The organism is Thermobifida fusca YX (assembly GCF_000012405.1).
GTDB classification, from domain to species: Bacteria; Actinomycetota; Actinomycetes; order Streptosporangiales; family Streptosporangiaceae; genus Thermobifida; species Thermobifida fusca.
The window spans coordinates 2,662,730-2,689,152 of sequence record NC_007333.1; the positions used below are offsets into that span (position 1 = coordinate 2,662,730).

A 26,423-nucleotide genomic window follows, 5' to 3' on the forward strand; every position below is an offset into this window, starting at 1 on the left:
GCGCCTGTCCGCAGCCGTGTTGTGTTCAGGCCGTCCAGCCTGCCCCTGCCGCGGGCGGGGTGACCAGGCCGAGCTGTTCGGCCTCCACCACCGGATCCCGGGTGCTGCGTGCTCCATATCCGCGGAACAGTTCCCGGATGCGGAGCGCAGTCTCCTCACCGATGGCGTAGATCCGCTCGAGTAGGCGTTGCAGATCGGTGATGACCAGGGCGCGGAGCACTTTGTTGGGGCCGCCGCCGTGTGCGGCCACCGCGGCACCAGCGAGCAGGTTGAGGTAGCCGAGGTGGACGAACCCGCTGAGCGGGTCGGTGTGTCGGACCGCGTGGTGCGGGCCGGCGCTCAACCGGAACGGAACATCGTGGTCGAAGCATCTGACGAGGAACTCGGCCACCTCTTCGGGACGCGGGAAGTCGTCCTCGGTTGCGCCACTGCAGCGGAGCCGCGCCCCCGCATGGGGCACTCCGGCTAGTCCAGCGATGCTGTCCAGCCCTTCCCTGCTCCGGTCGAACTCGATGAAGATCGGCCGGACGTGGGCTGCCTCTCCACCCGTGCGGGCCCTGCGGCCCCAGAGCCGTCGCCTGCCCGCCGTGGGGAAGGTCATCGCGCGCAGATAGCGGACGGTTTTGCCTACTTCGGACCAGGAGGCGCGGATCTCGTAGTGGGTGATGTGCACCCGCGGATCGACCGGGGCTGCGTGGGCGATCTCCTCCACCTGTTCTTCGACCAGTCCCACGGCGATCTGTTCGTCAGCGCCGAGGTGAGCATACAGCTCGGGGAGCGCTTTTCTGGGGCACAGCAGCCGCCCGGTGTGCATGGGGTGCCCGACGGTCCGATCCGCCCGGTACCTCTCCACGGCCTGGCGCATCGGCAGGGGCGCGGGCGGGAACAGGCCGCCGTCGTCGATGAGGCCGTGCAGGAGGATTGCGAGCGCCTTGCTGTTCCCGCGGGGCACGGCGGGAGCGCGGTGCGGGTGGTCCTCCCGGGCCCCGCTCTTCGTGTCTGCTGCCGCGGCAGGCGTCTGGGGTCCCCGCTCCGTTGGAGACATCCGGTCATCCTCCCTGCCTCGTCGATATCCCCGCACCGGAAAACCCCATTTTTCTATAAAAGTAGCAATGGTGATCTTGAGTCGCTTCTAATGCGCTTCTACGCGGTTACGGACGGAAACTGCCGGGATACCGCTTTCCCTTCTACCAGCTCGGGCGTCCGCAGCCCGGTGCTGCGCGGCCTGTCTCGGTTCACTCGGAGAAATTCCCGAGTATTGCCTGTGGGACACTACGGTTTCCGCTATTTTGGGATTGGTGACGGCGTTCTGTGACGCTCTTGCCAAAAGGTGATGCGCACCTTATGTTTGCGCTTGGCCTGAGCGTCACGAGCACTGTCCACACCGAAGACCACAACCAGCCAACCGCATACTTCGCAGGGACGACCTCATTGGACGCCCCCTCCCCGATGAGAGTTCCCTGCCTCCCCTCCTGCCGAGCCAGCCTTCCCCTCCCGGTTGCCTTCGGCAGGAGGACGAAGGGGACCATGCCGGCGCGGCGTGGTCCCCTTCCCCGTTTCTTGTTCGCGTCTCTTCCCGCTACTCAGCCACGTGGACGCGGACCACTCCGGCCATCTTGTCCAAACGGACGTCGGTGATCTTGACAACGTCGCCGGTCCGCGGCGCCTCCAGCATCTTCCCGTTCCCCAAGTAGATCGCTACGTGGGAGATGTAGTCGGGAGCTGTCGGGTCAGTGCGCCAAAAGAGCAGGTCACCGCGGCGGGCCTCGGAGTAGTCGAGGTGCTCACCCGTCCACCACTGGTCGTGGGTGACGCGGGGGATCTCCACCCCTGCCTGGCGGAAAGCCCACTGCACCAGGCCAGAGCAGTCAAAACCCTTCCCCGGAGTGGTGCCGCCCCACACGTAGGGCACACCCAACTGACTCTCGGCCGCAGCGATCATCCTCTCGATGACCTCTTCGCTGACCGGGACCCCTTCCGCGTCGTACCTCCGCGGTCCGGGATCCTCCTCAGCCAGCACCTGCAGGCTGATGTCCGAGCCGAGGACCTTCCTCAAATCCTCGCGGAGCTGCCACAAGTCTGCGCCGGGGGCCGATACGATCAGCCCGTTCCCCCGAGGGAATCCCAGTTCCGCGGCAGAGGCACGGGAGATGAGCGCGTCGATCCCAGCCACCCCCGAGGTGGCGTGGGTCCACACTTCCTTGTCCACCGTCCCCTGCGCACCGGCCATGGCCACCGTGCTGCCCAGTTTCAGGTCCCGCTGGGTGCCCGCGTCGTTGGAAAGCGCGATCCGCCCTTCAGCGATGCCCTGCCAGATCTCGTCGGACTTGGCGGAAGGGAGCGGAGCATAGTTGCGGAAAGTGGAGGGGTTCACGCCCAGTACGGACATGGTCACGCCGTCGACCTTGATCCGTGCGGCATCCACCACTTCGACAGACCGTACCCCGTCGATCTCTCGGACCTTGTCGATGAGTTCGCGGTCCAGAGACACAGCGGAGACCGCGAAGTACTCCCGAGAGCGCGGTTCGTCGAACGGCGCGACCCGGATCGTGCGCTCGAGCCGGTCCGCGTCGGCGACAGGAGGGGAAGGATAGGTGCCGGATCCCGAAGGAGTGGCTGCTCGGGGGGAGAACGGAGCGGTGACGGGGGGCCGGTCCGCCACATCAGGATGAGGCTCAGCCCATGCAGGGGAGCTCAAAGCACCGAGAGCTGCGACGAACACCGCGGTGGTGCTCGTACCAGCCATCAGCCGTCGCCGTGCCGACACACTTGTGCCTTTCGGATATACGGGTTGTGTCTGTTGTTCCGTACCAGGATGCGGGCAGAAGGAAATCGTTTCAAGCCATCACAACAAACGGTATGTAAACGACACATCTCGCAGAGTCAACGAAGGGGATTTCCGGGCCGCTCACCCGGAGCCCTGGGCGACCTCGTTGACGAGCGGCTCGCCTGCTGCCCAGCGCTGCAGTTGCTCATCGACGAACCTCCGGGCACGGGGGTAGAAGGCAGCGGATCCCCCCGCCACGTGCGGGGTGATGAGCACGCCCGGAGCGTCCCACAGCGGGTGGTCGGGCGGGAGCGGTTCCGGGTCGGTGACATCCAACGCGGCACGGATCCGCCCGCGCTCAGCCAGCAGCGCCTCAGTGTCGACCACCGGGCCGCGGCCCACGTTCACCACGAGAGCGTCGTCCGGCAGCGCCGCGAGTTCAGCGGCACCGATCAGTCCTTCGGTCTCCGGGGTGCGCGGGGTGACCACCACCACGATGTCCGTGGTGGGCAGGAGACGGTGGAGCTCGTCGACACCGTGCACCTGCTCGGCGGGACGGGCCCGCCGCGCCAACCGCACCACGGTCACTCCGAAAGGCCGCAGCCGCTCCTCGATGGCCGCGCCGATACTGCCGTATCCCACGATGAGCACTCGAGAGTCCGCGAGGGAGCGCGTGTAGTGCGGCTGCCACACGTGGCTCCGCTGGTCTTCCGCCCAGCGGAACAGGTCCCGCTGGGCCGCGAGGATGAGCGCCACCGCGTGTTCGGCGGTGCTCGCATCGTGGAGTCCGCGCCCGTTGTACAGCCGCACCCCGGCGGGCAGGTACGGCAGGGCGTGTTCGTAGCCCGCGGTCAGCAGTTGGACCGCGCGCAGTCGGGGCATCCGCGGGATGAGGTCCACACGCTGGTCGCGACCGTAGGGGACGACGTAGAAGACGACGTCGTCGAGGACGTCCGGCGGGGGATCGCCGTGGCCGTCGAAGACCTCCACGGTCAACGAGGCCGGGGCATTGTCCCGGTTCTGCTCCCAGGGCACCAGGATTCGCCCGTCCACCCCTGCTCCTCTATGTCGCGGTAGTCCCTGTTTGCGCCAGTCCACGGCTTATCGACACTAGCAGGGCTCCTGTCCCTGCTTGCGGTCGTTCTCGGGCGTCTACCCGCGAATCTTCCGCACCGTGGCGGCTTTCCTACTCTTTGTTACTACCCGCACGAGCAGTCCTGCTATCAGGGATACGGTGTCCCGAAAACCTGCCCTCACGCGGAACGCATCAACTCGTAGCAGGCGATCGCCGCGGCAGCGGTGACGTTGAGGGAGTCCACATCGCGGACAGCCATGGGGATACGGGCCCGGACGTCGGCTTGGTCGAGCCACCGGCTGGACAGCCCGTCCCCTTCCGAGCCGAAAAGCAAGGCGTACTTGCCGTCGCGGTGTACCGCTTCCGGCAGCGGCACCGCGTCCGCGGCCGGGGTGAGCGCCACCAGGGTGAACCCGGACCGCCGCAGGTCTTCCAGTCCGCTGGCCCAGTCGGTGAGCCGCGCATAGGGGAGGGTGAAGACCGCGCCCATCGATACTTTGACGGCCCGCCGGTACAGCGGATCCGCGCAGCGTGGGGCGAGCACCGCTGCGTCCACCCCCAATCCGGCAGCGCTGCGGAAGATAGCCCCCACATTGGTGTGGTCGACGATGTCTTCAAGGACCACGATGCGGCGCGCGGACGCAACGACCTCGGGCACCGTAGGGAGCGGCTTGCGGTGGAAAGAGGCGAGAATCCCGCGGTGGATGTGGAAACCGACCAGCTGCTCGGCGACCGCGTCGTCGACCACGTACACCGGTGCCTGGAAGGTGTCGAGCACATCGTCGAGCACCCGGCGGCGACGGCGGGTGAGCAGCAGCGACCGGGGCTGGTATCCGGCGCGCAGGGCTCGGCGCACTACTTTCTCGCCTTCGGCGAGGAACAGCCCGTGCTTCGCCTCCAGGCTGCGGCGCAGGTTCGTATCGCGCAGCCGCACATAGTCGGCTAGCCGCTCATCGGCCGGGTCGGCTACTTCGATGACGTTCACAGACCCATTGTGGTCGGCTTGCGAGGGCTTGGCGGAGACGAGAAGGTCCCGGCTTGCTATTCCTGCGGTTCCACAAGCGGTTTGAGGCGCTGCCAGCGGGCCTCTTCGCAGGAGTCGACGCGGGTCACCTCGGTGTCGATGGCCACCCCGTTCCAGACGCCGCTGATCACAGCGGTCTCCGGGCCGTAGACGGTGTCGGCGCAGATCGCTCCCGGGGCGACCTCTTCAAAAGGTCCTGCCTTGTCGTCCTCTTCACTGTTGGCGGCGAGCTGGGCGCAGGCCTCCGGGTCGGTGAGGGGGTCCCCGGAGCAGTGGAGCTGCTGCTCGTAGATCTCCTCGCCGTCGTCCACCCGGACTTCCAGGGTCGCCACGGGCGGTTCCGGAAGCTCGGAAAGCCCGCTCATCGTCTGGGCGGCCGCTTCGGTCCGGATCCCGGACTCCGCGGCGAAGGATGCTCCCACCACGGCGGTGTAGACGACCGCTCCACCCAGACAGAGCGAGCCGAGTACCGCGGTGCCGACTGTTGTGAGGGAGTTTCCACGAACGCCCAGCTTGGACATGGCCATCCTCTTAGAAGTCGAGCGATTCGATGACTGCGGTGAGCCCCAGGACCGCAGCCGTTTCGTCTCGCGACCCCCACCGCTGCTGGATCGGCGGGGCGGGTCGTGGCGCCCCCGTACCCTTCCCCGTCCGTGCGCATCCAGCGCGAACCCCAGAAATCACCTGGCGCGAGCGGTTCGTCATCCTAGCCCGCCTTGCGTACGGCGGCACCCCTGCCGTCTCCTCACCGTAGCCCGAAAACCAGAGTTCCGGCTACGGACGGTGGGCGGCCTGTGGAAGAGGCCGACGGCGGTGTTCCGCCGCGCGGCAACGGGATTCATATCCTGGCCAGAAGAGATCCTCTGCGCTCACTTCCCGTCTCGGCCGAGATCAAGGTCACAGCGAGCACGGATCGTGCTGTTTCTCCCGTCTCCCTCTCCCCAATAATCACACTTTGGCAACATTCTCGGCGCTTGCTTGCATGTCTCTGAAAAGCAACGAATTAGTTACGGATACCCGAAAACGGGTGCAAACTACCGGGATTCACGGACTTTTCCTCCCTTGTGCAACATCACTGCACCTCACTTCCCCTTTGCCCCCATCGTCACCTTGAGTACCGTTCCTCCTTAAACCTGTTGGTAACAAACCCCGTGAGGTCACCTTGGGACGCCATCGCGGAAGCAACGTAGACGACTACGCCCTCGATTCTCGCCGCCGCGCGAACCGGCGGCGGCGTCGCCGCGGCACCGGGCGTGCCCTCGCCGCGTTCGCCGCGGCACTCGCTCTCCTCATCGGCCTCGGGGTCACCGGCTACTTCGTGCTGGACGGCCGTTTCGGCTGCACCAGCTCCTCCCGTTCCCTCCACGTCGCCGCGGCTCCAGAGATCGCCCCGGTCCTCACCCGGCTAGCCGAAGACTTCAACGCCAGCGACACCGCTAAAGACCGGTGCGTCACCGTGGAAGTCCGCGGCGCCGACTCGGCCGACGTCGCCTACAGCATCACCGGCGCCGGACCGACCATGGGCGGCACCGACTCCCAGGTGTGGATTCCCGACTCCACCCTGTGGGTCAAAACCGTGCAACGCGACGCGGGAGACGACGACACCATCGTCAGCACCGGCACATCCGTGGCCCGCTCTCCCCTCGTCCTCGTGACCACCAAGGATGCCGTCAGCGACGCCGAATCCGAGGACGCACCGCTGTCCTGGAGCGACCTGGTCCCCACCGAGGCGATCTCCAGCCAGGAGACGGCTCCCTACCAGGTCCACGTGATCGACCCGGTCCACAGCTCCGCCGGGCTCGCCACGCTCGCGCTCGTCAGCAACATGGTCAACCGCGAGGAAGGCGCCCAGACCCGGTTCATCGCCGCCCTGCAGAACCTGCAGAAATCGATCGCCCCCGATGAGGAAGCCGCCTTCACCCTGCTCAGCGAAGCCGCCGACGGGGAAAGCGCAGCGCCCCTGCTGGTCCTCAGCGAACAGGCCGCCTGGCGCCACAGCACCCGCACCGGCTCCACGGTCTACGTCATCTACCCCGAGGACGGCACCTACACCCTGGACTACCCCTACGTGCTGCGCACCAACGACCCCGAAGTGCAACTGGCCGCAGAAGACTTCCGCGCCTTCCTCACCAGCAGGACCGCTCAGGAAGTCATCCGCGCTGACGGATTCCGCTCCGCGGACGACTCCATCGACCCCGCTGTCCTCACCGAGGAGCACGGTTTCCGCCCCGAACACCCCGGTGAACTCCCTGCCCCCGGCGAACAAGCCGCCAAATCCCTCATCCAAGCCTGGAACCAGCTCAAACTCGGCACCCGCCTGCTCACCGTGATCGACATCTCCGGTTCCATGGCCGAACTCGTGCCCGGCACCGGACTCACCCGGATGCAGGTCACCACCATGGCAGCCACGCAAGGCCTCACCTTGTTCCCCGGCAACGCCGAAGTGGGCCTGTGGGAGTTCTCCGTCGACCTTGACGAAGGCCGCGACTACCGGGAACTCGTCCCCATCCGCCCGCTGGACACCGACGTCAACGGCGCCACCCAGCACGAAACGCTGACCGCGGCCCTCGCCCAGTTGGCCCCCAAGCCCGACGGGGACACCGGACTGTACGACACGATCCTGGCCGCCTACCAGGAGCTGACGGAGACCTACGCACCGGACCGCGTCAACACCCTGCTGGTCCTCACCGACGGCAACAACGACGACTACGACAGCATCACCCTGGAAGAACTCCTGAAAGAACTGGGCGAGGCCTACCAGCCGGACCGTCCGGTGAGCATCATCGCCATCTCCTTCGGCCCCGACGTGGACCCCGAACCCCTTGAGCGGATCGCCGAAGTCACCCGCGGCGCCGCCTACACCACAGAGGACCCCACGGAGATCGGCGAGATCTTCCTCAGTGCCTTCGCGCTCCGCATCTCCGGCACCTCGGCCGACGAAGAGGAAGAGTAAACCTGCCGCATTCCCGTATCCGTCCGGTCACTTTCAGCAATTGAAGGTGACCGGACGGATAGACCCTGCTGTCCGGGGAGATACCTTTTCTGGACTTGTCGCACGTATTCGCATACGCAGTGATGTGGTGTGGAATACGTGGACTCACTGAGAGGCGGCCGCCATGGCCAACGCTTGGATGCCCGCAGCAGGACGAGTGACCAGCAGCTTCCGCGGAGGACGCCCCGGAGGCGGCGCACCGCGTGCCGTGTGGTGCGTGAACGAATCCGACCCCGGCCAGTGCTCCGCATCCACAGCCGCACACGACCTTGAGAAAGCCGGCCGTGCCGCGCACTTGGTGTGGAACCCGGTGAACGGCGACGTCGTGCAGCTCCTTCCCGCCACTATGGCCGCGACAGGCCAGCTCACTCCCGACAACCGGATCGACCGGGCCGCGGAAGGACGCGTCTGCATCGTCATCCAGGTCGTCGCCCGCTCCACAACACCGTTCACTGACGGACCGCTCAACGGTCTCGACGCCATCCTCACGTGGCTGGACTCTTGGGGGATTCCCCGGTTCTGGCCGGCGGGCCCTCCCCACCCCGGCACACCCCCCAACCCCGCAGTCCAGGAACACTGGTGGGCCCTCGGCGGACATTTCGGGCACTCCCAGGTTCCCGGCGCCACAGCCGAATGTCCGGGGGCGATCGACGTGAAGCGGCTGCGCGGCGACTGGCTGCCCAGCCCGCGCCACGAACACCCGCAACTGTCACCCGCCGGGCTTCCCCGCCCCTAAGCAGCAGCGTGCCCCGCCTTCGTGTGCTGATCGGACGTTTTCCCGTCTCGCGAGGAGCGGGGCCTTGTGGTCCCGTCAGGGGCGAAGAGCCCTTAGTCTGTCGCCCATGGGTGGATCGATCGAGCCAGGCTGGTACGCAGACCCTGAAGGGGCTCCGGGCCAGCTCCGTTGGTGGAACGGCAGTGAGTGGACACACCACGTCCGCCCGCTGTCCGAGTTCACCTCAGAACAGCACGCCGCCGAAGAATCGGCGGCTACTCAACACACGACCGGGGCGGACCAAGGGGCCTCGTCTGAAGAGACCATTGATCTGAGCGGCGGCCCATCACCCGTTGACGCCACCGTGCGCCTCGACCCCGCGGCCGCCCCCTCCCCGGACAACGACCCCACCGCCGACCTCACCCCGAACTCTCCTGCGGGTGACAGCGCGGACCAGACCACTGTCAACCTCGGGGACTCCCCCGCAGACCAGGCCACCATCAACCTCGGCAACACCCCAAGCCAGGCCGACGCCACGATGCGCCTCGACCCGGCAACGTCCCCCAGCCCTGAACCTGACGCCGACCAGGCCACCATCAACCTCGGGAGCTCCCCCGCAGACCAGGCCACCATCAACCTCGGGGACTCCCCCGCAGACCAGGCCACCATCAACCTCGGCAACACCCCAAGCCAGGCCGACGCCACGATGCGCCTCGACCCCGAGGAAGCGGATGATGCACCCAAGACCGCTGTCCTCGGCTCGGATAACATCCCCAAGACCGCTGTCCTCGGACCTGTAGATGCGCCCAAGACCGCGGTGCTCAACCCGGACGACCCGGCGCTGGCCCAGGAAGCGGTAGGGGACGGCGCTGAGGAGAAAGGCAGCAAGTTCAACAAGCTTCTCGGCAACCTGAAGGAAGGCATCCAGGAGTACCGCGCCGAGCTCGCCGAGGAGCGCAAGAAACGCCAAGAGGAACAGCGCCGCAAGGCAGAAGAGGAGGCCAAGCGGCGTGCCGAGCGAGCTGCCCAGGAAGCGGAAGAGCAGAAGAAGCGGGCAGCAGAAGCGCAACGGCACGCAGGGCAGGCCCAGTGGCCCCCGGTCCCTCCCGGGCCAGGGGCTCCTCCCACTCCCGCTGAGGGTTCCGGGGCCGGCTCAGGCCGTACCCCGTCGGGGGCACACCCCAGCCACTCTCCCTCTGGACCGAATCCCGGTTATGCCCCGTCTGGCCCGAACCCGGGCTACGCTCCTTCCGGGCCGAATCCCGGCTATCCGCCGGCCCAGCCCTCTCCCTACCCCGCTTCACCGCAGCAGTACCCCTACGCGCCGTCCACCGGCGCCCAGCACGGAGCAAGGGCTTACCCGCAGTCTCCCCCGGCCCCGCCCCCAGCACCCCCCGGCAAGGGCACCCCGCCGCGGAACGCTCCCAACCCTCCGGCGGTCTCCCCCAGCCAACCGCAGCGCCCTCCCTTGGCCCCCTACGCCCGCGGCACCTCGCCGACCGCGGGGGCACCGGGCACGCCTGGACGGCCTCCGCTTCCAGGGCAGCCCTCGTGGGGCCCCGGCCAGGGCAGCCCCTACCCGGCCCCTCCCCCTGCCCCGCAGAAAAAGAAGGGCGGCTGCTGCGGCTGCGGGTGCATCACCCTCATCCTCATCGTGCTGGTCAGCGGAATCTGCACCTACCTGTGGTTGCAAGAGAACCCGTTGATGGTCGCGATCTTCGGTCCGCCAAGCCTGGTAGGCCTGTGACCCGCGTCCCCGTCCGCGCTTTCCGGTCATACGGGAGCGCGGACGGGCAGTCACACCCGTCATCTGAACACTGGGGAAAAGTTCTAAGCTGTCTCTTATGAACGACAGCCTGGTGTGGATCGACTGTGAGATGACAGGTCTCGATCTGAAGAAAGACGCGTTGATCGAAGTGGCCTGCCTCATCACAGACGGCGAACTCAACCAGCTCGATGAAGGCATCAATGTAGTGATCAAACCGCCGCAGGAAGCCTTGGATCAGATGGGCGAGTTCGTCACCCAGATGCACACCACATCCGGGCTGTTGGCGGAACTCGAGAACGGGGTGACTCTGGCCGAGGCCGAGCAGCTCGTCTTGGACCACATCCGGCGCTACATCCCCGAGCCGAAAAAGGTCCCGCTGTGCGGGAACTCCATTGCGACCGACCGCGCTTTCCTCGCCCGGGACATGCCCCGCGTCGATGAGCACCTGCACTACCGCATGGTGGACGTCTCCAGCGTCAAAGAACTGCTGCGCCGCTGGTATCCCCGGGTGTACTTCGCCAGCCCGGAAAAGCACGGCGGCCACCGGGCGCTGGCCGACATCACCGAAAGCATCCGGGAACTGCGTTACTTCCGCGCGGCCGCGTTCGTGCCCCCGCCTGGACCGGACAGTGCCACGGCCAAGGCCATCGCCGCTGACATCATCGCTGGCGGCAACGGGTTCAACGTGAGTGTGGGAACCCCCACGGAACAGGAGTGAGCAGAGTACTCCAAAAACCAGGTAGTATTCTGCTGAACGCAGATGCCGACCACAGTTCGGCACCGCGCCCATGGTGGGTGTAGCTCAGCTGGCAGAGCACCTGGTTGTGGTCCAGGTTGTCGCGGGTTCAAATCCCGTCACTCACCCTGATCACGCACAAGGCCCGGACTTTCCGCGGAAAGTCCGGGCCTTGTGCGTATCCCCCTTTTTTTCCGCTGTCTCAGGCACTGCACTGCCCCGAGCTTTCAGGACTGGGTCCTCCAGCCCGTGCAGCACGCTGCACGGCCCCGTGTCCGCCACATGCGGGCAGCAGCGTCTTTCGGGGCATCGCCAGGACTAGGCGGCTCGGGCCCTGTGCGGCCAGGCGGTCCCTTCCAGTGGCGGAGTGTGCCGCACGTCGGCAAAGGCGTGCCCAGCCGGGAGGCATCCAGCGTCGGCTTCGCCGTGAGATCTGCTGGTGGCGCGCGCCGTGGTTCCCCCGCGCTCATCCCCGACCAGGCTGTTCGTAGCTCCTCTCGCCTGCTGTTTTCCGGGTACCGTCGCGACCTGGACCAAAGTGTCCGAAGAGGGCCGGTTATCCCCAAGCCTCATTCCAGGACTTGCTTTTTCTCGGTCGCATAACGCACGGTAGAGCTTGGTGTGAATAACGGTTCTTAATCGAATCAGCCTCGGGAGACTGATCCCGCTTCGTTACGATAGTCCCGCGGGGCGTTCGACCACCCCAATACCGACGGCACCCGTAACCACGCGCCTCATTCTCTTGGAGCTTGTACCTTGTCCAGCGGCCGTTCGAGGTCCACAAGCGTCGTGGCCCTGCTCGCCGACATACCGAGCACGGGTCATCTCGGTAATGCTCGAGCGCAACGTTTCTCCCTGGACGGCGACGATCTCGCCACCCAAACCGGCGAATTCCTCGATTTCGCCTTCCACCACGTCAACCAGGGCAGAAAAGTCGTTGCGCTCTACCCGCGCTGGCGCAGCGGCCGCGCCGAACGCGCGATCAGGTTCGCCCGAGGCGCGCTACGCACCGACCACATCGCCGCGGTCCCCTTGGACGTCTCCCCGCTCGCGCTGTCGCTCCTCGCTGACCAACTGGCCTACCTCGCCCCCTACCTGCCTTCCGGGCTCATTGCGGAACTAGGCGACACCCTCGCCGCCCACGTTCTCGCCGGAGGCTGGCTGCGCAGCGTAGCTAATCTCTCGACTATTCCCATCACTGTCAAACAGCACATGGGGTCCTTTGCTCCAGGAGTGGTCTTCCTAGCCTTCTGCGCCCCCGTCAAACGCGTAGGCCGCGTCAAGAAGGCCAACCCCGAGCAGAATATTCCGTTCCGGCCGCTCAACCCGACGCAAATCCTTGTTTCCGCAGGAAGGGACGCTGACCGAACCGCGTTTGAGCAGCAGTTCCTTCCCGTGATCGGTGCGACAGCAGTCCACGAAATGCCAGAACAGCCGCTCGGCCCCACCTATTGGGGTACCACGAAATACGTGGAATTCGTGGTTTTCAGCGCCCACCAGGACGCGTTGACGCACCCGGTGCGGACCCTGCGCTCTACCGCCTGCGGCTGGTGCCGGGAACGAGTCGTCAGCTCCTACTGCCGATTCTGCGGCGCGGTCAACCGGACCCCGGCGCGACGGCCCACCGCCGCACCCCATGCCCACATGCGTCCGCAGACACCGCCGCCGGCACCTGCCGGCCCACGGATTCCCGGCCCGCCCCCTCCGACCGGTCCGCACCTCCCCGGCCCCGGGACAGGCCACCACGCCCCGATCGGGCCCCCTACTGGACCGAGCCCACCGGTCCGCCCGGAAACCACCGGCCGCCATCCCCACTCCGCACCGCCGACTCCCCCGTCCCCCGGCTCACTTCCCGAGTACCGTCCGGCGCGGTGACGCGCCTGCGACCACTCCTGCCCTCCTGCCCACACCGACTGGCCAGAACTAGAAACGGAGCGTCATGAACCCCCGTCAACGACGCGGCGTTCTGCTCATGATCGTCGCCGCATTCGGCGCGATCGCCGTGTTCCTCACGATCGTCTCGTACGTCAACACGCTCAACCGGGAACTCGGCACCTACCGGACGGTTCTTCGGCTCACCCAGGACGTCGACCCCTACCAGCCGATCACCGAAGACATGGTCGAACCCTACGAGGTTCCCGCCAAATTCTTCGACGAAGACCTCTTCCTGTCCGACCTGGCCAGCGCAGACGAGGCCCTCAGCCAGCCCGGCAGTGAACCCGTCTCCGCCACCTTCCTGCATGCCGGCACACTACTGCAGAAAAGCATGGTGATCCCAGCGCCCGCCCTGGAGAACGGAGAGCGCGAAATCGCGATCATGATCAACGCGGAGACCGGTGTGGCCGGCAAGGTGTCCCGCCAGTCCCGCGTCGACGTCTACGCCTCCTTCCAAGCCAACGAACAGTCCCCCGCCTGCGCTATCCGAGTGCTGACCAACGTGGAAGTCCTCGACGTCGGTGACATCGGCTCCCAGATCGACGCGCAGACCGGCGGAACCAACACGGTCGTCCCTGTCACGTTCCGGTTGACCCCCCAGCAAGCCCTGCAGCTCACCTACGCGGAATCCTTCGCCTCCAAGGTCCGGCTGGCTCTGGTCAGCGCACGCGGAGCGGGCACTCCAGGAGACATGGAGTTCTGCTCTGACGACCAGCTCGCTGCCCTCGAACAGCAGCGCAACGACGACGAGCAGAACCCCACCGGCCCGGCTGGCAACTAATAGCGCGCACCACCCAGCCCCGACCGCTCCAGAGGTGAGAACGGATGAACGCCTACCAGGTCATGATCGGTGTTCCCAGCGACGACCTGGAGAACGCCCTTCTCGCACGGCTCGCGGAGATCAGCGACATTGAAGTGGTGAGCGTCTACCGCTCCTCCCACGACATCACGGACGCGCTCACCCACTTCCCCTCACTCGACGTCGTCCTGATCCACGAGGACCTCGGTCCCCTGCCGGTGCTCGACCTCATCCGTGACATCTCCCGCAACCGTCCCCAACTCGCGGTCATCCTCGTCTCCGACGAGATGTCCCCCGACCTCTTCACCAGCGCGGTCGAGGCGGGGGCGCGCGGCCTGCTGCACAGCGACGCCACAATCGAAGAACTCGAAACCCGTGTCTCCAGCGCAGCCGAATGGTCCCGGACCCTGCGCCGCCACCTGGAAGCAGCGTCCCTGGACCTTCCTATCGGGGGGCGGCGCGGCCGGATCATCAGCCTGACCGGCGCCAAAGGCGGGGTGGGCACCACCACGACAGCGATCCACCTCGCCCGGATCGCGGCCAGGAACGGCCAGGCGGTCTGCCTCGTCGACCTCGACCTCCAGTCCGGCGACATCCCCGGCTACTACGACCTCAAACACCGTCGCAGCATCGTCGACCTCGTTGACGCCGCCGACGACATCAGCGCCGCGATGCTCGCCGAAACCGTCTACGTGCACCCCGACGGCCCTCACATCCTGCTCGCCCCCGTCCACGGCGAAAACGGGGAAGACGTCACCGCGCACGCCGCCCGGCAGATCCTCGGCGCCCTGCGATCCCGCTACGACATGGTGATCGTGGACTGCGGCTCCGCTGTCGACGACGCCACCGCGGTGGCCGTGGAACTGTCCGACACCGCGCTCATCCTCATCACTCCCGACCTTCCGGCCCTCCGCGCCGCGCAGCGGCTCATCGCGATGTGGGAACGGCTCCAAGTCCGCGACCCCAAGAACGTGACTTCGCTGCTCGTCCGGCACAGCCGTAAAAACGAGATCCAACCCGAGTTCGCTCGCAAACTGCTGCGCGCTCCCATGCTGCGCACAGTCATCCCCGCCGCCTACCGGGCTTTGGAAGAAGCGTCCAACACCGGCGACCCTTCCCGACTCACTGACGAGAGCCTGCTCAAAGCGTTCGGGAAGATCGCCAGAGAACTGGGCCTCCTGGAATCCGCTGAAGAGTCCGCTGCGGAGCCTCCCACCGGGGTCACGAGCACCGCGGATGCCGCCGAAGCGATGCTGGCCCGCAGCCGTCAATTCCACGGCCGCAGCGACACCGGCGCCTCCATGGTGGAATTCGCCGCGCTCATCCCGCTTCTCGGTCTCGCGTTCCTGCTCACCTGGCAGCTCGTGCTGATCGGTCTGACGGGAATGTACGCCGCGCACGCGGCCAACGAAGGCGCCCGCCAAGCAGCGATCACCCCGGACGACCCGGAGCTGATCCTGGAGGAGGCCACGCGGCGGGTGCGTTCCCCCTGGGACGAGGAGGGAACTTTCCATCTCGAGCGGATCACCGTGGAAGGCCGGGAATATGTCGAAGTGACGATCGCTATGCCGATGGTCCTGCCCGGGCTGGACAGCCCGTGGGAGATCAGCAGCCGTTCCATGGTCTTTCCGGAAAGGTGACCCCGGTGCTCCTGCCCTCCCGTTTCCGCCGCCCCCGCCGTGACGACCGCGGCTCCCAGCTCGTGGAGTTCGCCGTCTACCTGCCGCTGTTCCTCTTGGTGGCGACCGTAGTGTTCGAAGTGTTCGCCCTGTTCGTTGCCGTGGAGCAGGCGGAGAACGCGGCGCGGATCGGCGCCCGGGCGGTAGAACGCACCGGGCTGATCAGCGGGGCAACGGAAGCCCGGCAGGCGCTCCCCGACTGGATGGACGACGCCAAGATCCGCACCGGCCGCACCGACGACCGCGGTGTCTACGCCGAAGTGGAGTTCAGCATCCCCGTGGTCTTCCCCATCGGGGGTCTCGAATACACCGTGGTCCGCCGCGTGGACATGGCTTTCTAACGTTCCCGCACCGCCCGTTCTGCACAGGTACGACTCATGGCTCTGAAAGACCGGCTCAACGAAGGCCGCCTCTCCGCCCAGCACTCGGACCGGGGCAGCGTCGCCCACTGGCGAAAACGTCTGCTCTCCGAGATCAACCTCGACGACCTGGCCATGCTCAGCATGGAGCAGCGCCGCATCCGCTTGGAGAAGGTCGTCGGGCACCTGCTCTCCCGGGAAGGCCCTGTGCTCTCCGACCGGGAGCGCGCCAACATGATCCGCCGGGTCGTGGACGAGGCCCTGGGGCTCGGAGTGCTCGAACCGTTGCTCGCCGACGAGAGCATCACCGAGATCATGGTCAACGGCCCGGACAACATCTTCATAGAACGCAACGGCCGGGTCCAGCGGATCGAGACCACATTCGCCAGCGAAGAACAGCTCTACCAGACCATCGACCGCATCGTTTCCACGGTCAACCGCCGTGTCGACGAATCCAGCCCTATGGTTGACGCACGCCTCCCCACCGGGGAACGCGTCAACGTGATCATTCCGCCGCTGTCGCTGTCGGGGCCGATCGTCACCATCCGTCGCTTCCCCAAGCCGTTCACCATTGAACAGCTCATCTCTATGGGCAGCCTTGACGAAGCGACCGGCATCCTGCTGGCCTCCATGATCCGCGCCCGGTTCAACGTGATCATCTCGGGGGGTACCGGCACCGGAAAAACCACGTTCCTCAACGCACTCTCCGCGTTCGTGCCCTCCCACGAACGCATCATCACCATCGAAGACTCCGCGGAACTCCAGCTCCAGCAGGAGCACGTGCTGCGCCTGGAAGCACGTCCCCCCAACATCGAAGGCCAAGGAGCCGTCACCATCCGCGACCTCGTCCGCAACTCGCTGCGTATGCGACCGGACCGCATCATCGTCGGCGAGGTCCGCGGCGCGGAAACCCTCGACATGCTGCAGGCGATGAACACCGGTCACGACGGGTCCCTAGCCACCGTGCACGCCAACTCCGCGGACGACGCCGTGCACCGCCTCCTGACCCTGGCGTCCATGAGCGAAGTCAAGATCCCCTTCGAGGCGTTGCGCGACCAGATCAACGCGGCCATCGACGTGATCGTGCACCTGTCCCGCTACCCGGACGGCTCACGGCGGGTCGCCGAAGTGTCGGTGGTGGCCTCCCGAAGGCACGAGGAATTCCGGTTGGAACCGCTCCTGAGATTCCACGCGGACCGCTACGAAGCCCAGCGCCGAGTCACCGGAGAATTCCACCACTTCCCGCTGCCCCGGCACATCGCCGAACGGCTCTACACCGCTGGGGAAAGCATCCCGGCCACCTTCGGGATCCGCCGCCCCGCCGACCACGGCTCCCCCTTCTCCGGAGGCGCACTGTGAACCACTATCCCCTGCTCATCCTGCTCATCACGATCATCACGCTGGTCATCGCGGTGTGGGGTGTCGTCGTCTTCCTGGACGGGGTGGCGCAGCGCCGCATGCTGGCAGCACGCAGCGTGCTCGCCGAAGTGGAGCGGCGCGCCAACAGCCCGATGGCCCGCCTCGACGTTCGGCTGCGCCGCACCGAGCTGGGCCGCCAGATCCGAACCCGCCTGGACCGGGCAGGCGTGCAGATGAAGGTCTCCTCCTTCGCCCTGCTGGTGGCGGCCTGCGCTGTCGCCGCGATCGTCATCGTCTGGCACGTCCTCGCTCCGCTTTTGGGCTTGTGTGCCGCCGCCCTCGTGGGCTACCTGTTCCTCGCCTATCTCAACCGGCAGGAAGAGAAACGCCGGGAAGCGTTCACCGCGCAGCTTCCCGAACTCGCCCGGGTGCTGTCCAACGCCACCCAAGCGGGTCTCGCGCTCCCCACCGCGATCGACATGGCTGCCGACGAACTCGCCGACCCGGCCGGAGCAGAGCTACGGCACGTCGCGGAGTCGATCAAAGTCGGCCAACCCTTTGAAGAAGCCCTCAACGATTTGAGGAAGCGCATGCCGTCCCGGGAGATCGGGGTGCTGATCTCCACTTTGCTGGTGTCGGCTCGGTCCGGTGGTGCTCTCGTCACTGCGCTCCGCAACATCTCCGAAACCCTGGAGAACCGCAAGGAGACCCGGCGCGAGGTCCGCACCATCCTCAGCGAGACCACCAGTACAGCGTGGACGCTGCTCCTCATGGGCGTGGGCTCGCTGTTCCTGCTCAACGCGCTCATGCCCGGCACTGTCGCCCGAATGACGGAAAGCTTCGCCGGCCTCGTTGTCCTGGGGGCCGCCCTGACCCTCTTCACCATCGGGTTCGTAGTGATCCGCCGCATGTCCCGTATCGACTTCTAAGCTCGCCCCCACCCACACACGGAGCCCGACCCCATGTCCATCGCGCTGACCCCTCGACAAGCCTGCTGCTAGGCCTCTCCGGTGCGCTCTGCGTGGTCTTGTTCACGTGGGGTTTCCATTTGATGACCCGGACAAGCGAGGTCACGAGCGACTTCATCACCGCAGCGCCGAAAAAGAAGAAGTCCGACGAAACCTTCATCCTGCACCGCATCACCGAACTGATCGGACGGCCGTTCGCCACCACACTCCTGGAATGGCTCGGTGAAGAACAGCAGGCGAAAATCCAGGCGCGGATCGATGCGGCTGGCCGCCCCGAAGGCCTCACTGTACGCCGCTATGCGCAACGCAAAGCCGGTGAAGTGCTGCTCTACGGCACCCTCGCTGTTTTCCTGTTCCTTCAAGGCTCGACCACTCTGGCCCTCGTCGTCCTGGCCTTCGGCACGCTCACCGACCTCTCGCTCTACTCCGAGAAGCGCAAACGCCAGGAAGAGATTCAAAAGCAGCTGCCCGATTTCCTGGACGTCCTTGCCGTCACGGTGAGTGCCGGGCTCTCGTTCCGTCAAGCTCTGGCCCGCGTGGCTGACGCCATGCCGGGGGTGCTGGCTTCGGAGTTCCAACTGGCGCTGCGCCAGATGGAACTCGGCACCAGTAGGCGGGACGCTTTCGCCGCACTGCGGGAACGCAACTCCAACGAGGCCCTGGGCCGTTTCATCACCGCGCTGCAGCAGGCTGAAGAGCTGGGAGCCCCACTCTCCCAGACCCTGCACGCGCTCAGCACCGACATGCGCCGCGAAGACGCCCAATTCCTGCGGCGCAAAGCGCAGCATCTCAACCCCAGAGTCACCGCGGTAACCGCCGCCACCATGCTGCCTGGTCTGCTGCTCATCATCGGCGGTGGCATGCTCCTCGGCTCTGAAGTAGACCTCTCCGCCATCTTCGGGTGATGCCATGGGCACCGCAGCAGATCAGAAAGAAACCCCACGGGAACGGTTAGCCGCGCTCGCTCGGCTCCTCATCCAACTGCGGTTCCTCCTCACCGGCGTCGCTCTGCTGCTCCTCCCCCCGCAGCAGATCTCCGCTGGTGTTGCCCTCGCCCTGATCAGCTACGCGGTATTGTCCTGGCTCCTGTCCCGCTACTGGGGGCGGTTTTCCGCCCACGTCGTGCGCTACCCGGTGCTGACCGTCGCCGACATTCTGGTCTCTTCAGCGATCCTGGCCATGTCCGGCCTGTCGGGAGCCTTCTTCCTCGCCACCGTGCTCACCAGCGCCACCGCAGGGGTGCTCTACGGGGTCCGGGGTGTGGCGGGAATCTCTGCACTGCAGATCCTCGGCTATCTCGCCGCCTTGTTCACCTACCTGGGCGGCTTGTCCACGCCAACGGTGACGCTGTGGGTCACCGTCCAGGCCATCGTCATCCAGCCGCTGCTCTATCCGACCGCTGGATACATCGGGCTGCGGCTCCGCGGCCTGTTCGAAGAGCTGGCCGCGGAGCAAGAGCGGCGTCGCGCAGCTGAACGCGCCGCCGCAGCAGCAGAAGAGCGCGCCCGGCTAGCTCGGGACATGCACGATTCGGTGGCGAAAACCCTGCACGGCGCCGCACTCGCTGCCCAAGCCCTCCCGGTGTGGTTGCGCAAGGATCCGGAACGCGCCGAGGCCACCGCGGCCCAGGTGGTGAAAGCCGCAGAGACCGCGGCGCGCGAAGCCCGGCAACTCATCTCCGACCTGCGTGAGGAAACTTCCGACACTCCGATCGCAGACCAGATAGCCGAAGTGTTGCGGGAGTGGTCTGCTCGGACCGGGGTGCGCACCCAGCTGCGATCTTGCGACTCTCCCCTGCCGTTGATGGTGACTGCACGTCATGAAGCCATTGCGATACTGCGGGAGGCGCTCACGAACGTCCACCGGCACGCCCACGCTGCCACCGTCACCGTGGAGCTGACCGCTGAGGCAAGCCACCTGGTCATGACGATCCACGACGACGGTCAGGGTTTCGACCCCGAGGTGCCCGCCCCTGGCCACTACGGGCTGGTTGGGATGCAGGAACGCGCGATCCGCGCGGGAGGTCACCTCGTCATCGACTCAACCCCAGGAGAAGGGACCACCCTCACCGTGAGACTCCCGCTGGCGCCGTCCTGCGAGAACAGCGACCTGTCCCAGTAACCCCTTTTGGAGGAGGTCCTCGTCATGTCCCCGATCACCGTTCTCACGGTGGACGACAACATTGTCGTGCGTGCAGGCCTGGTCGCTCTGCTGGAGGCCTCCGACGACATTCAGGTGGTCGGCGAGGCGAGCGACGGCGCCGAGGCTGTGACGAAAGCCCAAGAGCTCCGGCCCGACGTCGTCCTGCTCGACGTGCGCATGCCGGTACGCGACGGGGTCAGCGTGGTGGAAGAACTCGCCGAGTTCACCAAAGTCGTCATGCTCACCCACACCGAAGACCCGCAGGTGATCCAGACGTCGCTGCGCCGCGGCGCCTCCGGCTATCTCGTGCACGGCAACTTCACGCTAGACGAGTTGAACCGGGCACTGCGTGAAGTAGTGCACGGCACTGGGAGTCCGCTCTCCCCAGTGGCTGCGACGGCTTTGGTCTCCTCGCTGCGTGCCGCTCCCCCTACTCCGGTCCCAGTCGCCCCTGCGGCGTTAGGCCTCACCGAACGGGAAGCTGAAGTGCTTGAAGCAGCGGCGCGTGGTCTGTCCAATGCTGAGATCGCGAAAGAACTCTTCCTTTCCGAAAAAACCGTGAAAAACCACATCAACCGAATTTTTCGGAAGTTGGGGGTGCGTACCCGAGCAGCGGCGATCGCCCGGTGGAACGGCCATGCAGGTCCCAGACCTTGACGCGCGGACCTGGGCCTTCTTGGGACCTGATATTTAGGCCCGCGGGCTCTAGGCACCCAATGGCCCACTCTCTACATTAGTGACCGTCAACAACAGCCCCAAGGAACGTCCGACAAAGGAGTTCCCACAGTGACGCCGATCCTTTCTCTCTACGTCAAGGCCCGGATGGCCTTTGCCAACCACCTCAACCTCATGAAGCGGCGCGATGATCGAGGCGCCGGATTCGTGGAGTACGCGGGTGTCCTCGTCCTGGTGGCCGCGATCGCGACCCTTCTGATCACCAACAACCCCATCGGCAACGCGGTCCAGACGGCTGTCAACAAAGCGCTAGATCAAATCTTTGGTACGGGCAGCGGCACTGCAACCCCGGCTGAACCACCCCTCCCTCAGTAGTTCTCCGCAGTTCCATGAGGCTCACTCTCAAGTCTCCATCGGCCGATGAGCAAGGGCAGGCGAGCCTGCTCTTGCTCATCGGCATGATGTTGTCTCTGTTAGCGCTAATGCTGCTCTTTATCCGCCTCGGCGATGCTCATCAGTTACGTAGTCGAGCCCAGACTGCAGCGGATGCTGCAGCGCTAGCCGCAGTTACGGTCGCGCGAGACAACGCCGCTGCGATGCTAGCCAGGCGGCAGATCCCGTATTACCGACTCTACGATCCCGCACGTGGCCGAGCCCAAGCGGAGAAATATGCTCAAAAGAACGGAGCAATCCTGGAAGACATCCGGGCCAGTGACAACCATATGGGCCAGGTCGGCAACTTTGTCCGGGTCGAGATCCGCGGTGCGAACTGCCGCAAGGAGCTTTTAGAGGATCGAAGCAGGGGCTGGTCAGACTCCGTCTGTGACGGGACCGAACCAGAGGACGAGGAAGGGCTTGTCCATATCGGCAACGCTGCAGCCATCGCGGAAATGGTCATTCCCGACTGCAACTACGTCTTCGGAGCCAGCCACCAGATCATCGGCGTCTCCTGTGAAGGACAGATGATCCAGAGCGAGCAGCACGCCCGTCAGCTCATTGACATCCGCCTTGTATCCAAGGAAGGACAGTATCTCTACAAGCCTTTCGGTGTAGCCGACTCGGATGATGAGGAAGATGAAGATCCTCAGCCTTAAGGATCTTCATCTTGCCTCTTCATCCTCGATAGTTTTCCGTACCCATCATTCGCATAGTCCCGATCCCCGGCATCGTTGGATAATCTAATCATCTGATCAATCGTTCTGCCCTTGATTGGAAGGCCGTCCCGTGAACCGACTGATCGCTACGTCTGGTTTCCTCCGCGCATCCTGCCTTCTACTGGCAGCGGCGCTGAGCACGGTTCTGCTTTCTTCCTGTGTCTCCAGCCCGGACAGCTCGACCAATCCTGAGCAGAGCACAGGAGATGTTGAATCCGACGGAGGAAGCGACACTTCCGGCAACGGGGACGGCCGCTCTCCCATCGCTACTGCACTCGCCAACGCGGCAGTGGGAGGAAGAAATCTCCGCTTCGACATCTATTCTCTGGAACGGCATAGCCCAGAGATTTTAGTGTTGAATCTAGGCATCACCAACATCGGTCGGGAGAATACGTATATATTCTATACACTCGCCGAGTTTGGTGACCCCAATGCAGAACCCACCACTCCTAACGGGGTTTCTCTCATCGATATGCAAAACAATAAGCGGCACATGCCGCTTAAGCTGACTGATGGGAAAACCTGCCATTGCTCTGACTGGTCGGGACAAAAGGATCTTTCTCCTGGAGAGAGCATCGATATCTGGGCAGCCTACCCTGCTCCCCCCGAAGATGTTGAACTCATGACGGTAATGACCCCCGTTACCCCAGATTTTCTAGATATTCCTATTACCGAAGCGGCGTCTCCCGATCCTGATATTGTGAACACGCCCGTTGCCGAACCGCGGATTCTCGACTTCTGGGCATTCCAGGACGACATTGACGGAAGTAGCTCTCGAAGCGAGACGGGCGATACGACCAGCATCATGCTGTCCTCGGATGTGCTCTTTGATCTGAATGAGTCCACTCTGACTGATGCTGCTGATGAGACGCTACGGGCTGTTGCCGAAGAGATCGACGCCTCTTCCACCACCACCGTAAAAATCGATGGTCACACCGATAACACGGGAAACGATGCCATTAACAACCCTCTTTCTCTGGATCGCGCCAAGGCAGTGGAGAAGAGACTCAAAGAGCTCATCACCCGGGATGGCATCACCTTTGAAGTGGCTGGACATGGCTCTGCTGACCCAGTCGCCGACAATGGAACCGAAGAGGGACGGGCGAAAAACCGGCGCGTCACCATCACTTTCTCCAAATAGTGAGGAAACCGTGAAGAAACTGTCCAGAACACGCTCTCTGTCTCTGCCTGGCTACCGGTTTACTCACCACCGCTCTAGTGCTAGCTATGCCTTCCGCTCACGCCCAGGACTCTATAGAGACTGCTCCTTCTTCAGAAAGTCTTCCCTCTATTGGTTCAACAACAGCCACACACTCAGCGTGGGAAGGCGCCCGCATCGAAATCAATGAACTCAAACGATCTGCCACAGGTCAGTACACCTCGCTCGTATGGACGCTTTACAACAACAGCAAAACAGAAATCTGGCTCCACGAATTCAAAAATTCTGTCTACTCCTATCCTTCAGGAGCCTCTGGCAACGGACTGGTTCTCATTGATGAAGAACGGGGAATTAGATTCAATACATATATTGACTCAGAGAAGGGATGTCTCTGCGCTGGCGCAGACCACACTGTTGCTTCCTTTGTTCTGCGAACAGATCCGGGAGGAAGAAGCACCTACTGGGCCTCTTATCAAATCCCTGAAGAAACCAAAAAAGTCACTATCGAAATCCCCGGTTTCCATCCGGTCAAAGACGTTCCTATTAGCTGATTTCCGCTGAATCCTGCTGCTAAAGGAGCTCTCCGGTGGTGAGATCACCTGCCACTCCTCCCCGTTCCTCGGCCAGAGACGACCGCGGCTCCTCCTTCGTGGAGATGGGGGTGGTCACCCTGGTCGCGGTGGGGGTCATCACCGCTGTCCTCCAATCCCCGGTCGGGGAAGTGCTCCACGACAACGTTCGCGAAATGGTCTGTCTCGTTGACGGACCCGAGTGCGGGGGTGAGACGTGGACGGAGATCCAGCGGCCGGAAGAACCCGAAGAGTACGTCTTCACCTTCCCCATCGGCTACTACAACGGCCCCGTCATCGGTGAAGGAGACGCCCGGGTCGCTATCGAATGGGCCCTGTCCAAACAGGGTCTGCCGTATGTGTGGGGCGGCACCGGGCCGCACGGATACGACTGTTCCGGGCTGGTTCAAGGAGCCTGGCGAGCCGCAGGCGTACAAATCCCCCGGACCACCTGGGAACAGCGGGCTGCTCTACCGCCGGTGAGCAGAGACCAGCTTCAACCGGGTGACCTGATCTTCTTCCACACCATGAGCAACTACCCACCCCCGACCCACGTCGGCATGTACATTGGCGACGGCAAAATGGTGCACGCTGGAAACCCGGTCAACGTCACCCAGGTATTCGGCAACCCTTACTGGGAGTCCCGCTGGGTGAGCGCAGCACGGGTCCCCCAGCGGTCCGGGTGATCATGCCTCTTCTCAGGCTTCTCGGTACGCCGCGCCCACTATCCGGTTTGTGTGGCGCGTTTCCTGCAACAGCCCACCCGCACGGTCAGGGACGGTGATGTTCTCCCTTCAGCGCCGCACCGCTGTTGCCGCTGCCGCGGTGCTGCTCATCTCTGGGACCGGGTGTGTTTCTTCCAGCGCCCCGGCTGCAGCACCCTCCAGCGAGCCCCTTTCCGCCGAGGCGCAGCTCGTCCGTGAGCTGGGCTGCACTAGCTGTTCGCCCGACGTTCACACGGTTTCTGGGCTGACCTACCAGGACACGCCCGTGCGTGCGCTGATCGCCGCAGCAGAACTGGAGCCGCACCCGGTGACCGGGGCAACCCACACCACTCGGATCTTCCTGCTAGACGAGGACGACGAACTCGTCGCCAGCAACCTGAACGAACCCCCCACCGGGTTCGTCCCACTGCCTCCCGCTGACTTCGACGACAGTTGGACTATCGCAGAAGACGGCACGTTCCTGCTGCTGACCAAATACCGCGGGGTGGCCGGGCTCCAGCAGATCTCCTGGATGCGCCCCGACCTTCCGGAAAGCGTCACCCAGTTCAGCCTCACCGGCCCGCTCACCGCTGGACAGCGCGACGTGGAAACCGCGGACCTCGACGGTGACGGATCCGTAGAAATCGTGGGCTATCTCGGAGATGACAACCCTGATTGGGCTGAAAGATACGTGAAATTCTTCCACCGGTTCGACCCGGACAGCGGAGCCTACTATCCGTGGCGCTGTGCTGAAAGCACTGACGGAGGCGTCACCTATCCGGAGCCGGTGCCCATGCACGAGGCCCCCTGCTACGAATTCAGCAGTGGAGAGCTGCCTTGGGAAGCAGAGGGGTAGTTCACCGCCCCACCCCTCTGCAGCGTCAGCCGGGCGGGTTTCCCGCATCTTGCGGAGCAACCTGTTCAGTGGCGGCCCAGAATGTCGATGGTGTAGATGACGGTCTCTTCTTCAGGGATGCCGATCTCCGGGTTTCCTCTGCTGCCGAAGGCGAGCTGCGGTGGGACCACGACAAGGATCCGACTCCCGGTGGGAGTGCCGGGAAGAGCCTCATCTAATCCGGGGATGAGCTGGCCGATACCGACGGTGTAGGCGCTGGGACGGCCGTTCCACTCCCACGTGCTGTCGAACACTTCGCCGCTGTGCCAGGCCACTCCCGCGAACTGGATCACCACCCGGTCGCCTTCCTGGACCGGATCACCTTCACCTTCGATCAAGGTGATTTTCTCCAGTTGTTCCGGGGGAGGGGTAGTCGGCGATACGACCCGCGGATGCCGGTGGTTGGAGACGTCGATTCCCAGTGGCGGCTCGGTGGTTTCCTCCTGCTCTCCGGGAACTGTTTCGCCTGCCACATAGTGGTCGACGACGTCGATGACATAAGCGGTGGCCGCTGCAGTCTCCTGGCCTGCCGACGGATCCTCCGGCAGGGACAGCACGGTCCGGCTGCCTTGCTCCCATCCTGGTCCGGCATCGTCGAAAAGTTCGCCTGCACCGAGGTCGTCGACGGTGAGCAGCACGTCCGCCCCGTCCGAGAAGTTGGAGAAGACCGGTTCGCCGACCCCCTGGGAGCCGTTCCACACGTACTGCGCCATCCGCACCACGAGCAGCGCATCCTTGCCTGCTGGCAGTCCTTTGCCGGGCAGGATGGTCTGGTATTGCGGTTCTGCGGGGAGCGGCCCAGTGAACACGACGCGGGGCTCGCTCCCGAAATCCCCGGTTACTTCCGGGAGTTCACCGCCCTCCCCGGCACAGGCCGTGGCCAGCAGCAGCGCGGAGAGCGGCAACAGGAGGGCTGAGCGGAAGACACCACGAGCGGCCACGGGGCCTC

At 64.9% G+C, this 26,423-nt stretch carries 25 protein-coding genes and 1 tRNA gene; 20 read left to right on the top strand and 6 right to left on the bottom strand.

Annotated features, from left to right (window positions below; all coding sequences use genetic code 11):
* Positions 1-25: 25 nt before the first annotated feature.
* The 5 genes from TFU_RS11200 to TFU_RS11220 all read right to left on the bottom strand — a co-directional run bounded on the left by TFU_RS11200 (position 26) and on the right by TFU_RS11220 (position 5,387).
* Positions 26-1,045: a hypothetical protein gene (locus tag TFU_RS11200; protein ID WP_011292684.1), complete on the bottom strand. Its 1,020-nt coding sequence runs from the start codon at positions 1,043-1,045 to the stop codon at positions 26-28.
* 534 nt (positions 1,046-1,579) lie between these two features.
* Positions 1,580-2,746 (bottom strand): C40 family peptidase, encoded by a 1,167-nt coding sequence (locus TFU_RS11205; protein ID WP_011292685.1) that lies wholly within the window; start codon positions 2,744-2,746, stop codon positions 1,580-1,582.
* Between the two features lie 162 nt (positions 2,747-2,908).
* The gene (locus TFU_RS11210) at positions 2,909-3,820 is read right to left on the bottom strand and encodes a 2-hydroxyacid dehydrogenase (RefSeq protein WP_011292686.1); all 912 of its coding nucleotides are present in this window, start codon (positions 3,818-3,820) and stop codon (positions 2,909-2,911) included.
* A 200-nt stretch (positions 3,821-4,020) separates the two neighbouring features.
* Positions 4,021-4,827, bottom strand: coding sequence for a TrmH family RNA methyltransferase (locus tag TFU_RS11215; protein ID WP_011292687.1), 807 nt, complete (start codon positions 4,825-4,827; stop codon positions 4,021-4,023).
* Between the two features lie 56 nt (positions 4,828-4,883).
* Positions 4,884-5,387 (bottom strand): hypothetical protein, encoded by a 504-nt coding sequence (locus tag TFU_RS11220; protein WP_011292688.1) that lies wholly within the window; start codon positions 5,385-5,387, stop codon positions 4,884-4,886.
* 641 nt (positions 5,388-6,028) lie between these two features.
* Here TFU_RS11220 and TFU_RS11225 point away from each other — a divergent pair.
* The 20 genes from TFU_RS11225 (at position 6,029) to TFU_RS11315 (ending at position 25,435) form a co-directional block, all read left to right on the top strand.
* Positions 6,029-7,819: a VWA domain-containing protein gene (locus TFU_RS11225; protein WP_011292689.1), complete on the top strand. Its 1,791-nt coding sequence runs from the start codon at positions 6,029-6,031 to the stop codon at positions 7,817-7,819.
* 256 nt (positions 7,820-8,075) lie between these two features.
* Positions 8,076-8,594 carry a hypothetical protein gene (locus tag TFU_RS11230; protein ID WP_227480912.1) on the top strand — a complete coding sequence of 173 codons (519 nt, stop codon included), beginning with the start codon at positions 8,076-8,078 and terminating at the stop codon, positions 8,592-8,594.
* 106 nt (positions 8,595-8,700) lie between these two features.
* Entirely contained in the window at positions 8,701-10,320 is a 1,620-nt protein-coding gene (locus TFU_RS11235; RefSeq protein WP_049754968.1) for a DUF2510 domain-containing protein, read from the top strand.
* A gap of 97 nt (positions 10,321-10,417) precedes the next feature.
* Complete coding sequence (gene orn, locus TFU_RS11240; protein WP_011292692.1) at positions 10,418-11,059, top strand: oligoribonuclease; 642 nt, start codon at positions 10,418-10,420, stop codon at positions 11,057-11,059.
* 73 nt (positions 11,060-11,132) lie between these two features.
* Positions 11,133-11,205, top strand: a tRNA-His gene (locus TFU_RS11245).
* 661 nt (positions 11,206-11,866) lie between these two features.
* Complete coding sequence (locus TFU_RS11250; RefSeq protein ID WP_011292693.1) at positions 11,867-12,952, top strand: hypothetical protein; 1,086 nt, start codon at positions 11,867-11,869, stop codon at positions 12,950-12,952.
* A gap of 64 nt (positions 12,953-13,016) precedes the next feature.
* A complete protein-coding gene (gene cpaB / locus TFU_RS11255; RefSeq protein ID WP_011292694.1) occupies positions 13,017-13,793 on the top strand; it encodes a Flp pilus assembly protein CpaB in 777 nt (258 codons plus the stop codon).
* Between the two features lie 44 nt (positions 13,794-13,837).
* Entirely contained in the window at positions 13,838-15,451 is a 1,614-nt protein-coding gene (locus TFU_RS11260) for an AAA family ATPase (RefSeq protein WP_011292695.1), read from the top strand.
* Between the two features lie 5 nt (positions 15,452-15,456).
* The gene (locus TFU_RS11265) at positions 15,457-15,831 is read left to right on the top strand and encodes a TadE family protein (protein ID WP_011292696.1); all 375 of its coding nucleotides are present in this window, start codon (positions 15,457-15,459) and stop codon (positions 15,829-15,831) included.
* 36 nt (positions 15,832-15,867) lie between these two features.
* Positions 15,868-17,208 (top strand): CpaF family protein, encoded by a 1,341-nt coding sequence (locus TFU_RS11270; RefSeq protein ID WP_011292697.1) that lies wholly within the window; start codon positions 15,868-15,870, stop codon positions 17,206-17,208.
* Positions 17,205-18,137: a type II secretion system F family protein gene (locus TFU_RS11275; protein ID WP_011292698.1), complete on the top strand. Its 933-nt coding sequence runs from the start codon at positions 17,205-17,207 to the stop codon at positions 18,135-18,137. The genes TFU_RS11270 and TFU_RS11275 overlap by 4 nt, the downstream gene beginning before the upstream one ends.
* Before the next feature lie 62 nt (positions 18,138-18,199).
* Positions 18,200-19,081, top strand: a complete 882-nt coding sequence (locus TFU_RS11280; protein ID WP_041428246.1) for a type II secretion system F family protein — start codon at positions 18,200-18,202, stop codon at positions 19,079-19,081.
* 4 nt (positions 19,082-19,085) lie between these two features.
* Entirely contained in the window at positions 19,086-20,297 is a 1,212-nt protein-coding gene (locus TFU_RS11285) for a sensor histidine kinase (protein ID WP_011292700.1), read from the top strand.
* Between the two features lie 24 nt (positions 20,298-20,321).
* Complete coding sequence (locus TFU_RS11290) at positions 20,322-20,975, top strand: response regulator (protein ID WP_011292701.1); 654 nt, start codon at positions 20,322-20,324, stop codon at positions 20,973-20,975.
* A 129-nt stretch (positions 20,976-21,104) separates the two neighbouring features.
* Positions 21,105-21,368 (top strand): hypothetical protein, encoded by a 264-nt coding sequence (locus TFU_RS11295; RefSeq protein WP_011292702.1) that lies wholly within the window; start codon positions 21,105-21,107, stop codon positions 21,366-21,368.
* Positions 21,369-21,382: 14 nt separating this feature from the next.
* The gene (locus TFU_RS15870; protein ID WP_011292703.1) at positions 21,383-22,087 is read left to right on the top strand and encodes a pilus assembly protein TadG-related protein; all 705 of its coding nucleotides are present in this window, start codon (positions 21,383-21,385) and stop codon (positions 22,085-22,087) included.
* A gap of 130 nt (positions 22,088-22,217) precedes the next feature.
* Positions 22,218-23,288, top strand: coding sequence for an OmpA family protein (locus TFU_RS16355; RefSeq protein WP_011292704.1), 1,071 nt, complete (start codon positions 22,218-22,220; stop codon positions 23,286-23,288).
* 86 nt (positions 23,289-23,374) lie between these two features.
* On the top strand, positions 23,375-23,857 hold the full coding sequence (locus tag TFU_RS16100) for a hypothetical protein (RefSeq protein WP_155983550.1): 483 nt from the start codon (positions 23,375-23,377) through the stop codon (positions 23,855-23,857).
* A 35-nt stretch (positions 23,858-23,892) separates the two neighbouring features.
* A complete protein-coding gene (locus tag TFU_RS11310) occupies positions 23,893-24,561 on the top strand; it encodes a C40 family peptidase (RefSeq protein ID WP_011292706.1) in 669 nt (222 codons plus the stop codon).
* Positions 24,562-24,658: 97 nt separating this feature from the next.
* Positions 24,659-25,435, top strand: a complete 777-nt coding sequence (locus tag TFU_RS11315; RefSeq protein WP_011292707.1) for a hypothetical protein — start codon at positions 24,659-24,661, stop codon at positions 25,433-25,435.
* A 65-nt stretch (positions 25,436-25,500) separates the two neighbouring features.
* Here TFU_RS11315 and TFU_RS11320 read toward each other — a convergent pair whose 3' ends face one another.
* A complete protein-coding gene (locus tag TFU_RS11320) occupies positions 25,501-26,415 on the bottom strand; it encodes an FKBP-type peptidyl-prolyl cis-trans isomerase (protein WP_155983551.1) in 915 nt (304 codons plus the stop codon).
* Between the last annotated feature and the right edge of the window lie 8 nt (positions 26,416-26,423).

Bases quoted from the DNA above. Each gene is read 5' to 3' on its own strand.
- TFU_RS16100 (WP_155983550.1), top strand. From the start codon at position 23,375: ATGCCTTCCGCTCACGCCCAGGACTCTATAGAGACTGCTCCTTCTTCA.
- TFU_RS15870 (WP_011292703.1), top strand. From the start codon at position 21,383: ATGAGGCTCACTCTCAAGTCTCCATCGGCCGATGAGCAAGGGCAGGCG.
- TFU_RS11290 (WP_011292701.1), top strand. From the start codon at position 20,322: ATGTCCCCGATCACCGTTCTCACGGTGGACGACAACATTGTCGTGCGT.
- TFU_RS11260 (WP_011292695.1), top strand. From the start codon at position 13,838: ATGAACGCCTACCAGGTCATGATCGGTGTTCCCAGCGACGACCTGGAG.
- TFU_RS11220 (WP_011292688.1), bottom strand. From the start codon at position 5,387: ATGTCCAAGCTGGGCGTTCGTGGAAACTCCCTCACAACAGTCGGCACC.
- TFU_RS11200 (WP_011292684.1), bottom strand. From the start codon at position 1,045: ATGTCTCCAACGGAGCGGGGACCCCAGACGCCTGCCGCGGCAGCAGAC.
- TFU_RS11270 (WP_011292697.1), top strand. From the start codon at position 15,868: ATGGCTCTGAAAGACCGGCTCAACGAAGGCCGCCTCTCCGCCCAGCAC.
- TFU_RS11285 (WP_011292700.1), top strand. From the start codon at position 19,086: ATGGGCACCGCAGCAGATCAGAAAGAAACCCCACGGGAACGGTTAGCC.
- orn (WP_011292692.1), top strand. From the start codon at position 10,418: ATGAACGACAGCCTGGTGTGGATCGACTGTGAGATGACAGGTCTCGAT.
- TFU_RS11205 (WP_011292685.1), bottom strand. From the start codon at position 2,746: ATGGCTGGTACGAGCACCACCGCGGTGTTCGTCGCAGCTCTCGGTGCT.
- cpaB (WP_011292694.1), top strand. From the start codon at position 13,017: ATGAACCCCCGTCAACGACGCGGCGTTCTGCTCATGATCGTCGCCGCA.
- TFU_RS11315 (WP_011292707.1), top strand. From the start codon at position 24,659: ATGTTCTCCCTTCAGCGCCGCACCGCTGTTGCCGCTGCCGCGGTGCTG.
- TFU_RS11235 (WP_049754968.1), top strand. From the start codon at position 8,701: ATGGGTGGATCGATCGAGCCAGGCTGGTACGCAGACCCTGAAGGGGCT.